Origin of the sequence: Paenibacillus oralis (genome assembly GCF_003863965.1) — a bacterium.
In the GTDB taxonomy this organism is placed as follows: domain Bacteria; phylum Bacillota; class Bacilli; order Paenibacillales; family Paenibacillaceae; genus Fontibacillus; species Fontibacillus oralis.
Genome location: NZ_RRCN01000001.1, coordinates 500,319 through 516,154, shown reverse-complemented (window position 1 = coordinate 516,154; position 15,836 = coordinate 500,319). Strand labels below are relative to the sequence as shown.

Annotated in this window: 14 protein-coding genes; 6 read left to right on the top strand and 8 right to left on the bottom strand. The window is 57.6% G+C overall.

Annotation, left to right across the window (positions count from 1 at the left end):
• Both EHV15_RS02420 and EHV15_RS02415 read left to right on the top strand, forming a co-directional pair.
• A complete protein-coding gene (locus EHV15_RS02420) occupies positions 1 to 2,466 on the top strand; it encodes a hypothetical protein (protein ID WP_246061266.1) in 2,466 nt (821 codons plus the stop codon).
• A 3-nt stretch (positions 2,467 to 2,469) separates the two neighbouring features.
• On the top strand, positions 2,470 to 4,554 hold the full coding sequence (locus EHV15_RS02415; protein WP_128629876.1) for a glutaminase family protein: 2,085 nt from the start codon (positions 2,470 to 2,472) through the stop codon (positions 4,552 to 4,554).
• Positions 4,555 to 4,753: 199 nt separating this feature from the next.
• Here EHV15_RS02415 and EHV15_RS02410 read toward each other — a convergent pair whose 3' ends face one another.
• The 4 genes from EHV15_RS02410 to EHV15_RS02395 are packed head-to-tail and all read right to left on the bottom strand — an operon-like array spanning position 4,754 to position 9,516.
• Positions 4,754 to 5,416: a metallophosphoesterase gene (locus EHV15_RS02410; protein WP_128629875.1), complete on the bottom strand. Its 663-nt coding sequence runs from the start codon at positions 5,414 to 5,416 to the stop codon at positions 4,754 to 4,756.
• Positions 5,413 to 6,684, bottom strand: a complete 1,272-nt coding sequence (locus EHV15_RS02405) for an ABC transporter ATP-binding protein (RefSeq protein ID WP_128629874.1) — start codon at positions 6,682 to 6,684, stop codon at positions 5,413 to 5,415. Before EHV15_RS02405 ends, EHV15_RS02410 begins: the two co-directional genes overlap by 4 nt.
• On the bottom strand, positions 6,681 to 8,363 hold the full coding sequence (locus EHV15_RS02400) for an ABC transporter permease (RefSeq protein ID WP_128629873.1): 1,683 nt from the start codon (positions 8,361 to 8,363) through the stop codon (positions 6,681 to 6,683). The genes EHV15_RS02405 and EHV15_RS02400 overlap by 4 nt, the downstream gene beginning before the upstream one ends.
• 7 nt (positions 8,364 to 8,370) lie before the next feature.
• A complete protein-coding gene (locus tag EHV15_RS02395; RefSeq protein ID WP_128629872.1) occupies positions 8,371 to 9,516 on the bottom strand; it encodes an extracellular solute-binding protein in 1,146 nt (381 codons plus the stop codon).
• Between the two features lie 201 nt (positions 9,517 to 9,717).
• Here EHV15_RS02395 and EHV15_RS02390 point away from each other — a divergent pair, with 201 nt between their 5' ends.
• Complete coding sequence (locus EHV15_RS02390) at positions 9,718 to 10,611, top strand: LysR substrate-binding domain-containing protein (protein ID WP_128629871.1); 894 nt, start codon at positions 9,718 to 9,720, stop codon at positions 10,609 to 10,611.
• Positions 10,612 to 10,671: 60 nt separating this feature from the next.
• Here EHV15_RS02390 and EHV15_RS02385 read toward each other — a convergent pair whose 3' ends face one another.
• From EHV15_RS02385 to EHV15_RS02370, 4 genes are all read right to left on the bottom strand, one after another.
• The gene (locus EHV15_RS02385) at positions 10,672 to 11,508 is read right to left on the bottom strand and encodes a YitT family protein (RefSeq protein ID WP_128629870.1); all 837 of its coding nucleotides are present in this window, start codon (positions 11,506 to 11,508) and stop codon (positions 10,672 to 10,674) included.
• An 89-nt stretch (positions 11,509 to 11,597) separates the two neighbouring features.
• On the bottom strand, positions 11,598 to 12,092 hold the full coding sequence (locus EHV15_RS02380; protein ID WP_128629869.1) for a cation:proton antiporter regulatory subunit: 495 nt from the start codon (positions 12,090 to 12,092) through the stop codon (positions 11,598 to 11,600).
• A 114-nt stretch (positions 12,093 to 12,206) separates the two neighbouring features.
• A complete protein-coding gene (locus EHV15_RS02375; protein WP_128629868.1) occupies positions 12,207 to 12,566 on the bottom strand; it encodes a hypothetical protein in 360 nt (119 codons plus the stop codon).
• Between the two features lie 80 nt (positions 12,567 to 12,646).
• Positions 12,647 to 13,930, bottom strand: a complete 1,284-nt coding sequence (locus EHV15_RS02370; protein WP_128629867.1) for an ArsB/NhaD family transporter — start codon at positions 13,928 to 13,930, stop codon at positions 12,647 to 12,649.
• A 352-nt stretch (positions 13,931 to 14,282) separates the two neighbouring features.
• On the opposite strand from EHV15_RS02370, the gene EHV15_RS02365 reads away from it, so the two are divergent.
• The 3 genes from EHV15_RS02365 to EHV15_RS02355 all read left to right on the top strand — a co-directional run bounded on the left by EHV15_RS02365 (position 14,283) and on the right by EHV15_RS02355 (position 15,835).
• On the top strand, positions 14,283 to 14,600 hold the full coding sequence (locus EHV15_RS02365) for a hypothetical protein (RefSeq protein ID WP_036619784.1): 318 nt from the start codon (positions 14,283 to 14,285) through the stop codon (positions 14,598 to 14,600).
• Positions 14,601 to 14,664: 64 nt separating this feature from the next.
• Positions 14,665 to 15,339, top strand: a complete 675-nt coding sequence (locus EHV15_RS02360) for a PspA/IM30 family protein (RefSeq protein ID WP_128629866.1) — start codon at positions 14,665 to 14,667, stop codon at positions 15,337 to 15,339.
• Positions 15,340 to 15,343: 4 nt separating this feature from the next.
• Positions 15,344 to 15,835, top strand: a complete 492-nt coding sequence (locus EHV15_RS02355; RefSeq protein ID WP_128629865.1) for a PspC domain-containing protein — start codon at positions 15,344 to 15,346, stop codon at positions 15,833 to 15,835.
• Position 15,836 lies beyond the last annotated feature (1 nt).

Genomic DNA, 15,836 nt, shown 5'->3' with positions numbered 1-15,836 from the left:
ATGCAGAGTCAGGGACGGGAAGAACTATGGACGCAAGGGCGAGGGGAGGAGAGGTTGTCGAACACCCGAGGGCGCGAGGAGGAACGGCAGGTGCACACCCCAGGCCGCGAGGAGGAACGCACCGGCTTTCAGGAGGGAGGCGCATACGGCCCCTCCTATGATCTGCAGACGGACTTTGTCATGGTGTACGGGATCAATGAATCGATGCCGCGGCGGATTCGCGAATGGGCGGACCGGGGTTACCGGGTGCATTTGATGACCGGCGTGTCGTGGGGCGGGTACCAGGATTATTTGAACGGGAAGGTTGATGGCCGCTCCCATTGGGACGAAGCGCAAACATACGAGGACGGCGAAACGATCATCCACGGCACCTCGGCCGACATCCCGTACATGGTGCCGACGATCGCCTATGCCGATTTCCTGGCCGGCCGGATTCGCCCGGCCGTCGATGCCGGGGTGGACGCCATCCATTTGGAGGAGCCGGAATTTTGGGTCGAAGCCGGGTACTCCGAGGCGTTCAAGCGGGAGTGGCAAAATTTTTACAATGAGCCGTGGATCGCTCCGCATGCGTCGGAGGACGCGCAGTACCGCGCCTCCAAGCTGAAGGCGTATTTGTTCGCCCGCTGTCTGGACCGGATCTGCTCGACGCTCAAGGAATATTCGCTCGTTCGCTGCAACCGGCCGCTGCGTTTTTTCGTGCCGACGCACAGCCTGATCAACTATGCGCAGTGGCGCATCGTCAGCCCGGAATCAAAGCTGCTGGATCTGCCCTCGATCAACGGATACATCGCCCAGATCTGGACGGGAACCTCCCGCACGGCCAACATGTACGAGGGGAAGCGGGCGGAACGCACGTTTGAGACGGCGTTTCTGGAATACGGGATCATGCAGGAACTCGTTCGGGGAACGGACCGCAGCATGTGGTTTCTGCACGATCCGATTGAGGACGATCCGAAGCGGACCTGGGCCGATTACCGCGAAAATTACATCAAAACGCTGACCGCGTCGCTGCTCCATCCGGAGGTGTCGCGCTATGAGGTGGCCCCCTGGCCGAGGCGCATTTTCGAGGGGCGTTATCCTTCCGAAAACGGCAGCGGCAAAGAGGGGATTCCGGCCGACTACGCCACGGTGCTGCTCGCGGTAATGAATACGCTGCGCGATATGGCTCAGGCGGATGTGGAGATGGACGGAACCGGGGCCGTGGCTGGCGTTTTGCTGGCGGATTCGGCCATGTATCAGCGAAAGCGCATCGGCGTGAAAACGGCCGGATTCCTGATGAAATATGACGGAACCAATGAGGTGGAGCTGACCGACGAGGACGCGGTGGAACTGCTCAACTTCTCCGGTTTTTACGGCCTGACGCTGCCGCTGGTCAAGCACGGACTGCCGGTAAGGCCGGTGCAGCTCGACAACGTGCGGCGGTTCCCGGGTTATCTGGACGGGTATCGGCTGCTGGTGCTGAGTTATGAGTTTATGAAACCGGAGTACCCGGATCTGCACAGCGCGCTGGCGCAATGGGTCCGGGAAGGCGGGGCGCTCGTCTACGTCGGCGACGACAGCGATCCGTATCATCGGGTGCGGGAATGGTGGAGCCGCGGCAAGCGGAAATATGCTTCCCCGCGCGAGCATCTGTTTGAATGCCTCGGCCTGCCTTCCGATGCGCCGGAAAGGCTGACGCCGGTCGGGGCCGGCTTCGTTTCCTATTTGCGCGTGCGCCCGGAACGGTTTGCGGAAAGCGCCGAAGGGGCGGAGCGGCTGCGGCGTGCCGTCAGGGAGACGCTTGCGGCTCTGGATGGCGGCGAGTCCCGGCTTCGCTGGGAACCCGCGAATTATTTTAAAATCCGCCGAGGCCCGTATGTCATCGCGTCCGTGATGACCGAATCCGTAAGCGATTCGCCGCTGGAGCTGAAAGGGCGGTTTGTCGATTTGCTGGATTCGGGGCTGCGCGTCGTGGACCATGTAAGCGTACAACCGGGGAAACAAGCGTTGCTCTACGATTTGGAATATGCGGAGGCAACGCTCAGTGAAATGGGGTTGCCGATCAGTAAAGCGAGAGTGCCGGACGACGGGGAGGGAACGACGGCTAACGGAGCGGTAAACCCGGCTGACAGAGTGCAAGCGCCAAGCTGTGAAGCGGGAAGGCCGCGTTGTGGAGTGATCGCCGCTTCCTCGCGGGTTGAAGATTACGCCGAAGACGACCGGACGATTTCGTTTGCGGTCCGGGGGCCGCGGCCGCTGCAAGCGGTGGCCCGCGTTCGCTGTGGGGCGAAGCCTACGGCAGTGACCATGCTGGTTGGCGGCAGCGGCGGGGATCAAGCGCCGACGCAAACCAGCATCCCGCTTCCCTTCGCTTGGGATGCGGCGTCCCACACCCTTCTGGTGTGTTATGAGAATGCCGAGGAGAAAACACGTATTACGATCCATAAAACGGATAACATATTGGATTCCATGCAGGGAGGGAAGTGACTTATGAATAACGTTCTACGCCCGCCGGCCGTTCCGTTGGTGACGATTGATCCTTATTTCAGCGTATGGTCGATGGCGGACCGGCTCACCGATGATTTTACGCGCCACTGGACCGGCAAACGAAACGCGCTTACCGGAATCATTCGGATCGACGGCGTCCCCTGGCGCTTCGCCGGGCTATTGGAGCCAAATGCGGAAAACTACTACCCTGAGCCGGAGGCAATGCCGCAAACCGGGCTTGAAGTAACTCCACTTTCCAGCACTTATCGCTTTGAGGCGGCGGGGGTCCGGCTTGAGGTGAAATTTACGAGCCCGCTGCTTTTGGATGATCTTGAGCTGCTGTCGCGACCCGCCTCCTACGTGCATTTCCGCGTTTGTTCCGTGGACGGCCGGCCACATTCGGTGCGGATCTATTTTGACGTGACCGGGGAATGGTGCGTGAACACCAGCGATCAAAGCATCGTGTGGCGGCAGGAAAAAGCGGACGGCTTGACGCTGCTGCAAGTCAGCCATGCCGAGCAAAACTGTCTGAACGCATCGGGTGACGACCGGCGGATCGATTGGGGTTATTTCTATTTGGCGGCGAAAGAAGCGGCCGATATCCGCACCTTTATGGACACTGCCGCAGTCCGCAAGGCATTTGCGGGAACCGGGGAAACGGAGCTGAAGCCCGGCGGCATTGGAAAGAACCTGTCCCGCATGCCTCAGCCGCAGCCGGTGAGGGACAGTCAGTTCGTCATGGCCTGCGTGTGGGACTGCGGGGAAGTGACGGAAGCGGAGAAGACGAATTTGCTCGTGCTCGCTTACGATGATGTTTATTCGATCGAATATTTCGGCCAGAAGCTGGAGGCTTATTGGAAAAAAGACGGCCAAACCGCTCCGGCGATGCTGGCGGACGCATACTTGGAGTATGCCGAAATCATGGAACACTGCGGTTCATTTGACCGGCAGCTCCGGGAAGACGCGGCTGCCGCCGGCGGTGATAAATACGCCGATATTCTGGCTTTGTCCTACCGCCAAGCTATTGCCGCACATAAGCTGGTCAGGGGCCCGGAAGGCGAACTTCTGTTCATGTCCAAGGAATGCTTCAGCAACGGCTGCATCGCCACGGTGGACGTAAGTTATCCTTCGATCCCGCTGTTTTTGCTGTACCGGCCTGAACTGGTGCGGGGGATGATGCGGCCGATTTTCCGATACGCGGGGAGCGAAGCATGGCCGTTTGAATTCGCGCCGCATGACGTCGGACAATATCCGCTGGCGAACGGACAGGTGTACGGGGGAAACGCCCTGGACGGACAAATGCCGGTCGAGGAATGCGGCAATATGCTGATCATGGCCGCCGCGGTCAGTCTGGCCGACCGGAACACGGAGTTCGTGCGGGAGCATCAGAAGCTGCTGGACCGGTGGGCAGGCTACTTGCTGCAGCATGGGCTGGACCCGGAAAACCAGCTTTGCACGGACGATTTTGCCGGCCATTTGGCCCGCAATGCCAACCTTTCGGCAAAGGCGGTCATGGGGGTGGCCAGCTATTCGCTGCTGCTCGGTCTGCTTGACGAACCGGAAGAGACGGAGCGCTATAGGGCGGCGGCAAAAGAAATGGCCGCACGCTGGGCGGAACTGGCCGAGGAGCGGAGCGGCGTAAAAAATGGGGATAGCGGGGCTCGCGGACACACCGTGCTGGCGTTTGGCCAAGAAGGCACGTGGAGCCTGAAATACAATCTGATCTGGGACATTTTGTTCGGCACCCGCTTATTTGACGAGGAGATCGTGCGGCGGGAAGTGGCCTGGTATGTGTCGCGGCAGGACCGGTACGGCGTGGCGCTGGATAACCGCGAGCATTACACAAAGGCCGATTGGCTCGTTTGGGCCGCCTCGCTGGCGGAGAACCGGGACGATTTCCTCCGGCTGATCGAGCCGCTTTGGGATTTTCTGAACGAAACGCGCGACCGCGTCCCTTTTTCGGACTGGTATGACACCCGGACGGCCCGGCAGATGAACTTCCAGCACCGCAGCGTGGTCGGCGGAATGTTTATCAAGCTGCTGAAGGAGAAAGGGTTAGGTTCGGCCGTTTCTCAAGTGACCCAATAGCCCGATTGGAAATATCCAATAGAATTGGAAATATAATGGTAAATACAGCTGCTAGATTGGATATTTCCAATAGATTGGGGTCGGCGGGGTCCCAAACGGGCGATTTGAGCGAAATCTATTGGGTTTTTTCCAATGAGAGCTCAAAATTCCGTTCGATTACCGCCAATCTATTGGAATTTTTCCAATGAGCCTTGAATTTTTAGAGTGACTCTGGCAGGGATACCGCTTCGATCCGAAGATCGCCGTACAGGCTGGCCTGCAAAGTCGAACAGGAATAGGCCGTGCCGCCGGTGAGGTCGAGCAAGGTCAGCCGTTCGCCGTGTTTGGCCCCGGTGTCGATGCCGAGGCGTCCGGGGGCCTGCCAGATCGCACCGGGTTTGGCCCCCAGCTTGAAGGTTGGCGTGTGGCCGAATACGACGGTGTATCCGCAGTCCGGCGCGGCGTTCCAAAAGTCTTCGCGAATCCCGGTAAGGTCTTCGGGAGATTGCTGCTCCAGGGAGCGGCCCGGGCGGATCCCCGCGTGTACGAACAGCCAAGAGCCTACGGTCACATAAAAAGGCAGCCCGTTTAACCAATCCAGCCGGGCGGGCGGGACAAGCGTCTCGGGAATTGAGCCAGCCTTTTTCAGCAGACCCATTTCCAAATTCCCGAGCAAGGCCGTCGCCCCATTCAGGGTGAGCTGCTGAATCTGCTCCAGCGTTCCCCAGGTGTCCGGGTCCGCGTTAATGTAGTCGCCCAGCAGAATCAACTGATCACGCCGGGCATCGTAAGCGGAAGCGGCCAGCAGAAGCTTCAGTCCTTCGCCGTGGCCGTGTATGTCGGAGATCGCCAGCAAACGCGATCGATGGGTGAGTGGGTTCATTTTGCCGTAACCTTTCGTTCTTCGTTTTGACGCGCAGCATAAATATACGCATTTGCCTTAGGCAGTAAGATCGTATGGCGGGTGTTCACCGCAAGCGGCGAATCGCTCAGCACGTACAGCTTATGCCCTGCGTCCGTTTCGGCCATGATCCGCCAGCGCGTCCCTTCGAAGGTGCAGTGGATCACGCTGATGGGCAGGAGGTTTTCTCCTTCCCGGACTTCCGCAGAAACAACGCCTTCCAGCAAACGCAATTGTTCCGGCCGGAACAGCAGCTCGGCTGCGGCGCCGTCCGGCAAACCGGAGCACTCCGGCCCCGCGGCGCCTTCGATGCGGGTTGCAGCTTCCAAGTGGGGGACGTCACCCCCGCTCCCCGCACCGCCGATGCGGATCACGTATCCGCCGCCGCGGCTGCGCTCCAGCCGCCCGGGCAGGCGGTTGATGGCGCCGAGCAGCGAGGCCACCCACGGGCTGGCCGGGCGGGTAAAGCACTCCTGCGGCGTTCCGATCTGGTCGATGGCGCCGCCGCGCAAAATGAGCAGCCTGTCGGCCATCGAAAATGCCTCTTCCGGGTCGTGCGTGACGTGGAAGACGCTCATGCCCAGCTTGCGGAACAGATAAGCCATCTCCGCGCGCATTTCGATGCGCAGGCGCATGTCGAGATTGGACAAGGGCTCGTCCAGCAAAATCAGCTTGGGACGGGTGGCCAGGGCGCGGGCGATGGCCACGCGCTGCTGCTGACCGCCCGACAGCTGCGGAGGCAGGCGGCGTTCCAGACCGCCCAGGTGCAGCAGCTCCAGCAGTTCACCGACGCGCGTGGCCTTTTCCTCACGCCCCAGCTTTTTCAGCCCGTAGGCAACGTTATCGAACACGTTCATATGCGGCCAGAGGGCGTAGTCCTGAAACACCATGTTGACGTTTCTTTTTTCGGGCGGAACCATCGCGCGGCGGGAAGCGATCGTTTCCCCCTTCAGGCGGATTTCCCCGTCATCGGGGCGGGACAATCCGGCGATCAGCTGCAGCAGCGTCGATTTTCCGCACCCGGAAGGGCCCAGCACGCTGATAATTTCACCTTCCTTCATATCGAAGGAGACGCCGCCAAGCGCCTGAAACGAACCGTAGCGCTTCGTTAGCCCGCGAATTTCCAGCAACGTGCCGGCCGAGGGCGTTGCGGCCGAGAGTATTCCCGTCGAGGGCGTTCCCGCCCGGGACGTGCCGATCGCAGGCTTGCCGATTGTGGACGTGCCGGCCGCTGTCTCTCTAGTTATCATGATTTGACCTCCTTGCGCCGAAGAAGCACTTCCAGCAGCAAAATAATCAGAACGACAATGGTTCCGCCAAACACGGTGGCGGCCGAGGCGTACCCGAACTTCATGTCTTCGAAAGCTTTGTTGACGGATACCGGAAATGTGATGAAATTCGGCGGGAACAAAATCGAGTTGACCGCCAAATCGAACACGCTGGACCCGAACGCCGCCAGTCCGGCGGAAAGCAGCGCGCCGTGGATCAGCGGAGCCAGCACGCGGCGGATCCGGCCCAGCCAGGTGTCCCCGTTCAACTGAGCGGCATGCAGCAAGCTGCCCGGCACCTTGGCCATCGCCCCGATCAGCACCCTCGTGATGACCGGGATCGCCCCGGCGATCGCCGCCAGCACGAGAATGGACGGTTTGCCGTAAAGCAGCAGCCCGATGTTGTTCAGCCAGCGCTGGTTCCACACAAAGATGTAACCGATCCCCAGCACAACGCCGGGCACGGCGAGCGTGACGAGCGACAAAACCTCAATGCCGCGCTTGAGGCGGAACTGGGAATAGTTCAGCACGTAAGCGGCCATCAAGCCGATCAACAGGCCAAGCGCGGCGGCAAGCATTGCAATCGCAAGCGAACGCTCAAGTCCAACGAGCAGCTCGGAGCCGCTTTGGAACAGGGAGCGGTAATGCTCCAAGGTCAGGTTCCCGGGCTGCAGCCCGCCGGTCTGCGTTTTTAAAAAGGACAGCAGCACGTTGGAACCGATCGGGATGCCGATAACGACCAGCAAAAAGGCCAGGTTCAACGCGGCGAGCGGCCATTTGAAGCGCCCGGCCGGTTTCGGCACCGCAGGCATGGCGCGGGCTGACAAGAAGTCGAATCTGGAGCGGCGCAGCGCATAAAACTGCACCAGCATCGCCGCGCCGATCAGCAGCACGAGATAAAAAGACAATACCCCGGCCATGTCAAAACGGATCGGCGACGTATACAGCGCCGAGTAGATCGAATAAGGCAGCGTCGGGAAGCGGTACACGGCCGCGATCGAAGCCGGAAGCCCGAAATCGCCGACCGTATCCATAAACACGAGCGCCGCTCCGGCGAGAAAGGCCGGGAGCAGCAGCGGCGCCTGAATCGTGCGCCATACCCGCCACGGGGAAGCGCCGCTGAGCCGCGCAGCCTCTGATAGCTGCTCCACCTTCCATTCCATCGCGGAGCGTACGCTTAAATAAGCAAGCGGAAATTTGCTGAGCGTCATGACCACGATCAAGCCGGCCGGCTGAAACACCGCCGGAGTGATCCAGGTCCAGCCCAGCAGCTTGGCGGCCAGGCCGCCGCCCGCCGAAAACATGATCCAGCCCTGGGCCAAAATGAAGGAGGGCATGATCAGCAAAATCCAGACCGCGGCGTCCAGCAGCCGGGCGGTCGGGAACTGCCGGCTGGAGCGGATCATCGCCAATCCCCCGCCGAGCAGCGTAGCCAGCACGGTCGTTCCGCTGGCGAGAATGACCGAATTTTCCAATGATTTTTGCCATAACGGGCGGCGGAAGATTTCCAGCAGCAGGCCAAGATCCCCCCGTTCCCAGTTGCCGAAAAACACGCCGGGCAGCAGCACCTGGATGAACACGGCCAGCAGGGGATACAGCACGAGCACAAACAGGATCAGGCTGACGGACCACCCGAGACGGTCTTGCGTATGTCGCAGCATAGGCCGGTTATTTTACCGCTTTATCGGCAAACCATTGTTTGATTTCCGCTTCATGCTCCGCGGCCCAGACGGCGCCGGCGGCAACCAGCTTGGCGTTTGGATCGCGGTCTTCCTTCGCTTTGGCCCCTGTGGCGGACGGCTCAAAATAAGCTTCATCGCCGCGGTCGACCAGTTCCTGCTGCGTTTTCGGATCGAGCAAAAACTCGATGAATGCCTTGGCGGCGTTGAGGTTTTTCGTATCCTTCTGAATCGCGGCCACCCGTACCGATGCCGGCGCGCCTTCTTCCGGCCAAACGATGCCGATTGGCTCGCCGGAGGCCAGCATACTGTAAGCGTTCGATTCCTGCAGGGCGGCGATTTTCACTTCGCCCGCGGTCAGGGCTTGTACGACCTGCGGATTTTTCGGATACACGCGGAGGCCGTTGTTAAACCAGGAGTCAAATAACGCCTTGCCCCCATCCATGCCTTCCTGCTCAAAGAAACGGGCGACGAACGGATAAGCCGGAGCGGCGATCGCCGGGTCCGCCGTGGCGATGATGTCTTTATATTCCGGTTTGGCGAAGTCCGCCCATGATTTTGGGGCCTGGTCCTCCGTAAAGCTGTTTTTGTTGTACACGATCACCCCGGCCGCATGAGCGCCCGTCGGGTAGTAAGCTTTATTTTCCGGCACATAGCCGCGGTAGGTTTCCGTCAAGTTGGCGGCGTTGTCGGGCGTCCAGCCCGTAAGCAGCTGCCCCTGCTGGCCGAGTCCGTTGATCGACGGCATCATATCCGCCCAAACGACGTCCCAATGCGGATTGCCTTTCTCCGCCTCGATGCGCGACATGATTTCCGCCCCGTTCCCGGTGACGAGATTCACCTTGTACCCGGTGCTCTTCTCGAACATTTCGGCGATAATATCGTCAAAATCGTTCAGATAGACGGTAAGCGTTCCTTCATCCTTGGCAGGTTCTTCCTTGGAGCCGGCGTTGTTGCCGTTTTCGCCTTGCCCAGCTCCCGAGGCATTCCCGGCGGGTTCCGCGCCGGCGCCCCCAGCCGTATTTTGCGTGCCGCCGCTTCCGTTTCCGCCCGCTCCTCCGCAGGCGGTCAACGCCAGCGTCAATAGCAGCGTTAACAACAGTAAACCGATTCCCCGATTTCGTTTATTTTTCATCTCCATACTCCCTTCAGGTCGCCTATATTTCACGTCGGGGCCATTGACGAACTTGCCCTTTGGTCCCCTCGCTGCTTCAAATTTAACAACCAACAATCAGCAACATGTTAACGGAGCGTATGATCTTTGTTAAATAATGTTTATATATATTGATATTAGTATAGATCTGATCTATATTTCTGGTCAGGAGGGGATCGCGAAGTGAACATTCAACAGTTGAAAGTGCTGCAGGAAATCGGCTCCGGTAAAACGCTGCAGGAGACGGCGGAAAAATTAGGTTTAAAGCAGCCGACGGTAAGCTTTCACTTGCGTAAGCTGGAGGAGGAGCTCGGCCTGGAATTGGCCCGCAAGTCGGCCCGCAAGCTGCGCCCGAGCGAGGCTGCCGCCGATCTGCTGCCTTATGTGCGCCGTATCGTGGCCTTGACCGCGGAGATGGAGGAGCGCGCGGCCGAACATCGGGAAGGCAGGGGCGGCAAGTTGCGGCTGGGGGCGAGTTATACGCCGGCCACCTATTTCCTGCCTCCTTACTTCGCGGGATTTCAGAAGCTTCACCCGGACGTTAGGCTGCTGCTTTCGGTCAAAAAAGCCGACACCGTGCTGGCGATGCTGCGCAATTACGAAGTCGACGCGGCGATCGTCTCCTTGCCGGATACGGACCCGCAGGATATGATCATCGTCCCGCTTGTCGCCGATGAGCTGCAGTTGGTGCTTGCGCCGGCGCACCCGCTGGCGCAGCAAACCGGGCTTACGGCCCACGATTTAAGGTTGGAGACGTTTTTGCTGCACGAGCCGGGATCGACTTCCCGCCGGTTAACCGAAGCATGGGCGGCGGGGATCGGGTTGCGGTTCCATGCGGTGATGGAGCTTGGCGCGATCGAAACGATGAAGGAAGCGGTGAAATGCAACATCGGGATCGCCGTGCTGCCCCGGCGGAGCGTGGTGCGGGAAACCGCGTCCGGCGAGCTGATCCGCCGCGATCTGCCGGGGTACAGCAACAGCCGGCGGATATGCCTTGTGTACCGGGAGGAAAAATCACTGTCCCCCAGCGTCCGCAAATTTAACGAATACCTCCTGGAGCAACTGCCGAAACATTAACCGAAAAAAAGCAAGCCCCTCCTCTGCCAAGAGAAGGGGCTATTGCAGCCGTATAAGGCATCAGAAGCGAAACGTGATTTTACCGTCCGCATCGTGGTCTCTGACGATCGCCCTTAAACGGAAAAGCTCCAGGCGGTTGCACTCGCACTCGAGTATGCCGTGTTCTTCCCCGTTTTCCGCCGGGAAGGTCCGGAAGGCGGCGCGGAGGTTTAAGTACCGCTGTAAATCCGCCTGAATTTCCCGGTAATTCCGGCTTTGGATCAGGACGGTATAGGAGAATCTAAAGCCTTGCACCGGTATTTTTACGGCCTCAAAGGCGAGTATATATGCGATCACGGAATAGATCGCCTGATTGAAACCAAAATGGAAGCCGGCTGCAATCAGGATCGTACAATTGAAGATCAGAATGATCCATTCCGGCGATATTATTCCAAAGCGCATAAACTCTGCGGCCTGTTCCGCAGTATCCAGGGCGCCGCCGAAACGAAGCGCCAGGCCGATGCCCATGCCGAGCGACAGCCCGCCGAGCAGCGCGGCGGAAAGCTGATCATCGATTAGGGGCGGGTAAGGATGCAGCATGACCGTTCCCAGCGAGAAAACCAGCAGGCCCAACACGGTGAAGATTGCGAACGGGAAATCGATTCTTTTACGTTGAAGCAGCAGAAAAGGGACGTTAAACAAGAAAAGAAACAATCCCAACCTCATTTCCGTTTTGAAAGCGAATAAAGCGGACAATCCGGTCATTCCGCCCACGACAATGCCATGGGGCATCAGGAACAATTCCAGCCCGATGGAGGCGAGCAAGGCTCCGGCGATCACGCCTAAACAACGCACTGCCGCATGGCTCTGATGCCGCCCGATGTTCATGGGGGAGTCGACGCTGCCCTTTGGTTTCAAATAAGCCCCTCCTTTCGACTAGCGTATTTTTATACGGTCTTAGGGTGGTGGCGGTCCAAAGTATTGGGCAGTTGACAATATGATTTAATTCAACTGCTTCCACTCAATAGGATCTGTTTAATTTGCTGTTGGTGCAGCCGTTCGCCAAGAACGACGACCATCGCTTCCGCGGTCAGAAGCAAATCGGCCCCGGGGTTGACGTGTTTCGTATGGTTTTTCTCGATCACCGCGATAATGGTAGCCCCGGAGCGCTGGCGTATCCGCAGTTCGCCGATCGTTTTGCCGATCGCTTTATAGTGGGGTTCGAGTTTGTACCATTCAATGATGAGATCGCCCAGAGCCACTTCGATATTTTCCAGCGCCGTCGGCTGGTACGTCACCCCTCCGATGATGGATGACACGTATCTCGCTTCATCGTCGTCGAGCGAAACCATAGAGATGCTGGTATCAGGATCGTCATTGTCAAAATGGTAAAGCTCACGCCGGCCATCGTCGTGGATAATAATAGTCAGTTTTTCACCGCTGCGGGTTTGGATTGCGAATTTTTTACCGATTCCAGGCAGAATGGTTTCTTTGAGATTCATTTGCGTCAAGCCTCCAGTTTTATGGTCGCTTTCTAATTTTGGGTATTGCAAAACAAGCCTGAAGCTGCGGGCCGTTTGGACCGGCTTAAGGACTTTGTAAAACCGGAAAAAATGTCAAGCCATAAACATACTTGTGAATTTAATGGGCATTAGCAGGAGCCGTTTCAAAAACAGGCAAAACAACGGGCGGAATTGAACCCAGGCGGCGATCAATACCAGCACCGCTTCTGCAGGCACCTTGAAAAAAACCTGCACGGTTCTGTCGATGAAAAGCTTGCCTTGAGGCGAGGAAGCGTTGAGACGTAAAGGTGTTTTGTGAGAATTGCGGTAATCCGTTTCAAACGCCTCCCTCTCCTTGGCCTCCGAAACGACCGGAGCCCAGGAGAAGGAAGGGAGGAATAAGGTCAACAACAACGAGAGCAGAAGCAACGGGGAAACCGCAAGTTTGCCCAGCCCATCGATCCGTGCTTTCATGATGACCCCTCCTCTTCGTGTAAATGGATTATCTTAAGGATAGCATATATGGCGCAATTAATGAAAGGAAGCGGCCCGTTTTAGATCAGGAAGTAGCGGATCAGCACATATGCGGCCGCGAGCGCCACCGATAAGATCATGAGCGGAAAACCGTATTTTAAATATTTCATAAAAGAAACCGGTTCGCCTTCTTTGGCGGACATGCCGGCGGCGATCAGGTTCGCGCTGGCGCCGATCAGCGTGCCGTTGCCGCCCAGACAGGCGCCAAGCGCGAGGCTCCACCAAAGCGGCTCCAGATTGGCGATGCCCATGCTCCCCATATCCTGGATCATCGGAATCATCGTGGCGACAAACGGGATGTTGTCGAGGAACGCGGAAGCGATGGCGCTAAGCCAGAGAATCAGCATGGACGTCAGCAGCGCGTCTCCACCGGTCAGATGGATAGCCCATTCCGCCAGCCGTTTGATCGTGCCGGTATCGATCAGCCCGCCCACGAGTACGAACAGTCCGATAAAGAAAAAGATCGTCGGCCATTCGACGGTATGGAACGCCCGCTCCATCACATGCTCCCCGGTGATCAAGAGCAGCAGGAACGCGCCGGCGAGGGCGACCGTGGCCGATTCCAGATGAAAGGTCTGATGCATAAAGAACCCAAGCAGAGTGAGCCCCAAAATGACGAGGCATTTGACGAGCAGCTTTTGATCCGTAATCAGACCGTTCAGGCGGATGTTCATGATGCTCTTTTGAAGTTCCGGCGATGTTTTCAAACTTTTGCGGAACAGCAAAATGAAGAGCGGCAGCATGACGGCCATAATCAAAATCGCGATCGGCGCCAGGTTTTGCAGGAAGGCGATGAAGGTCAGCTCTTTCACGGCGCTGCCGATCATGATGTTCGGCGGATCTCCGATCAGAGTGGCCGTGCCGCCGATATTCGAGGCGATGACGAGCGAAAACACATAAGGGAACGCCTTGACCTTCAACTGGCGCGTGATGCTGAACGCGACCGGAACCATCAGAATGATGGTCGTCACATTGTCCAGAAACGCCGAGCCGATCGCCGTGATCAAAGCGAGCAGCCACAGGATCGTAACCGGGTTGCCCTTGGCCTTGCGGGCCGTCCAGATCCCAATATATTTGAAAAGACCCGTTTCCGCAGTCGTGTTCACGATGATCATCATGCCGATGAGCAGCCCCAGCGTGTTGAAATCGATGTGATGGATCGCCGATTCCTGATCGACGATGCCAAGCGTGATCATCAGGACCGCGCCAACCATAGCCAGCAAGGTCCGGTGGATTTTTTCCGAAATAATAAGTGCGTACGTCAGCAAAAAGATGCCGATCGCCCAGATGGCTTGTTGCTCCATAATAACCTCTCCCCGACAGTTTGCCATGATCAGAAGTACCCTTAGATTTCCATGCAGGGGCCAAATTATGCCTTACAGGCCCGAAAAAAGGCAAGAAGAGCCCGCAACGTGGCAGGCTCCTCCGATAACTGTCATTTTCTATTGTATAGTTGTGCTTTTCCATTATATTATCTGCCTTTTGAATTGTAAAGGACAAACCGCACTGTTTGCCGGGCCGCTTTCTGCCCTATAGGCCGAAGCCTACCTCGACTTAGGTCCAGGATGAAAAACCGTCCCCGGTCCGTTTTGAAAAACCACGGTTCCTCCTAGAATAGAGACATAAGGTTGATTAAATGAGAGGCGGTGATAATCAATGAGAACAAATCGACCGAACGGTTTTGCACTTTTACTGATTGCCCTGGGGGTTCTGATCTTGCTCGGGAAGCTTCCGCAAATTTTCGGATTCCTGACCCCCGTTCTGGGCAGCCTTTTCGGACTGGTGATCGCGGCGCTGATGGTTGGGCTCGGGATCTACGGCATCCGCCAAGGAAATGCGTTTTTCGGATGGATCGTACTGATCATTGGCGTCATTTCCCTGATCTCCAAGCTGGCTTGGTTGATCGTCCCGGTGCTCGGCATCGGATTAATCGTATACGGCATTTCCTCCCTGCGGGGAAGAAGGGGTTACTGATCCCGGGAAATAGCAATATTTTTTGAAAAACGGATGAACCGAAAGGTTAGGAGGGAAGGCAAACATGAGTGTATTTCGTCGGGTACGGGATATCACGGTAGCCACATTAAACGAAAGATTGGAGCAATCTCAAGATCCGGTGCGGTTGATCGATCAGTTTCTGATTGAAACCCGCCAGGAAATCGCCGAGGCGGAGAAACTGCATTATCAATATTCCGGACACGCCAAACAGCTCAAGCAGCAGGTGGATCAGGCGAAGGTGATGCAGGGCAAACGCGAGGAGCAGGCGCTGCTCGCCCTTAAAGCAGGGGAGGAGCACCTGGCCAAGCTGGCGCTTCAGGAAAAGCTGCTGTATGAGGAGAAAATCGAACAGTATTCCGATTTGTACACGCAAAGCCTGGAGTCGCTGCAGGAGCTGGAAAGCCAGCTTCATGAGCTGAAAACCGAATATCAGGCCGTTTACAGCAAACGCCAGTACTATTTTGCCAGAATGGAGACGCTCCGTTTGCAGCAGCGGATGAACCAGCGGATGAGCGGTTACGGCGCGACGGATGTGCCGAAAATGTTCAACCGTTTGGAGGACCGGGTTTCCGATATGGAATGGGAGGCCCGCAGCCTTCGCGAGTTGCGGAAAGCCGGCGAGGATTTTGTCAACCAAGCCGGGTCCATGATTCAGTCGACTCTGGAACAGGAGCTCTCCCGGTTGAAGCAGAAGCTGAATAAGCCAAAAGGAGAGTAAGGCCATGAACAAATTGTACCGTTCCAGAAAGGACCGTTGGATCAGCGGTTTGCTCGGCGGGCTCGGCGAGTATTTGGGCGTCAGCTCCTGGGTGCTTCGTCTGCTGATGCTGATCAGTATTCCGATCACGGGCGGAACGACGGTTTTCATCTATTTTATTGCGGCGCTGGTCGTTTCCAAAGAGCCTTATATCCCGTACGATCCGTATTATAACGGCGGATGGCAGGGCGGAGGATTCGGGCCATCCAGTGGTCCCAGACGTCCTGAAGGTTTCGGGGATCCGCGCTTTAATGACCGTCCTCCCTATGGCGGAGGAGGGGGCGCTTACGGCAACCGGCCGCCGCAATACGGTTCGGGAGTGCCGGGGGCTGGCTTTTCAGCCGGCGGGGCGTCCAACCTGGATTCCATGATGGAAGATATCGAAAAGAAAGCAATGCAAAAAGAACTGGATGAGCTGCGTAAAAAGCTCTCCGACTACGAGAAGGGAGAAGTGTAAA

What these genes read in the sequence shown, in the direction of transcription:
- EHV15_RS02370 (WP_128629867.1), bottom strand. Translation starts at nt 13,930, where the DNA reads ATGGAGCAACAAGCCATCTGGGCGATCGGCATCTTTTTGCTGACGTAC.
- EHV15_RS02375 (WP_128629868.1), bottom strand. Translation starts at nt 12,566, where the DNA reads ATGAAAGCACGGATCGATGGGCTGGGCAAACTTGCGGTTTCCCCGTTG.
- EHV15_RS02410 (WP_128629875.1), bottom strand. Translation starts at nt 5,416, where the DNA reads ATGAACCCACTCACCCATCGATCGCGTTTGCTGGCGATCTCCGACATA.
- EHV15_RS02400 (WP_128629873.1), bottom strand. Translation starts at nt 8,363, where the DNA reads ATGCTGCGACATACGCAAGACCGTCTCGGGTGGTCCGTCAGCCTGATC.
- EHV15_RS02415 (WP_128629876.1), top strand. Translation starts at nt 2,470, where the DNA reads ATGAATAACGTTCTACGCCCGCCGGCCGTTCCGTTGGTGACGATTGAT.
- EHV15_RS02420 (WP_246061266.1), top strand. Translation starts at nt 1, where the DNA reads ATGCAGAGTCAGGGACGGGAAGAACTATGGACGCAAGGGCGAGGGGAG.
- EHV15_RS02360 (WP_128629866.1), top strand. Translation starts at nt 14,665, where the DNA reads ATGAGTGTATTTCGTCGGGTACGGGATATCACGGTAGCCACATTAAAC.
- EHV15_RS02395 (WP_128629872.1), bottom strand. Translation starts at nt 9,516, where the DNA reads ATGAAAAATAAACGAAATCGGGGAATCGGTTTACTGTTGTTAACGCTG.
- EHV15_RS02380 (WP_128629869.1), bottom strand. Translation starts at nt 12,092, where the DNA reads ATGAATCTCAAAGAAACCATTCTGCCTGGAATCGGTAAAAAATTCGCA.
- EHV15_RS02405 (WP_128629874.1), bottom strand. Translation starts at nt 6,684, where the DNA reads ATGATAACTAGAGAGACAGCGGCCGGCACGTCCACAATCGGCAAGCCT.
- EHV15_RS02355 (WP_128629865.1), top strand. Translation starts at nt 15,344, where the DNA reads ATGAACAAATTGTACCGTTCCAGAAAGGACCGTTGGATCAGCGGTTTG.
- EHV15_RS02365 (WP_036619784.1), top strand. Translation starts at nt 14,283, where the DNA reads ATGAGAACAAATCGACCGAACGGTTTTGCACTTTTACTGATTGCCCTG.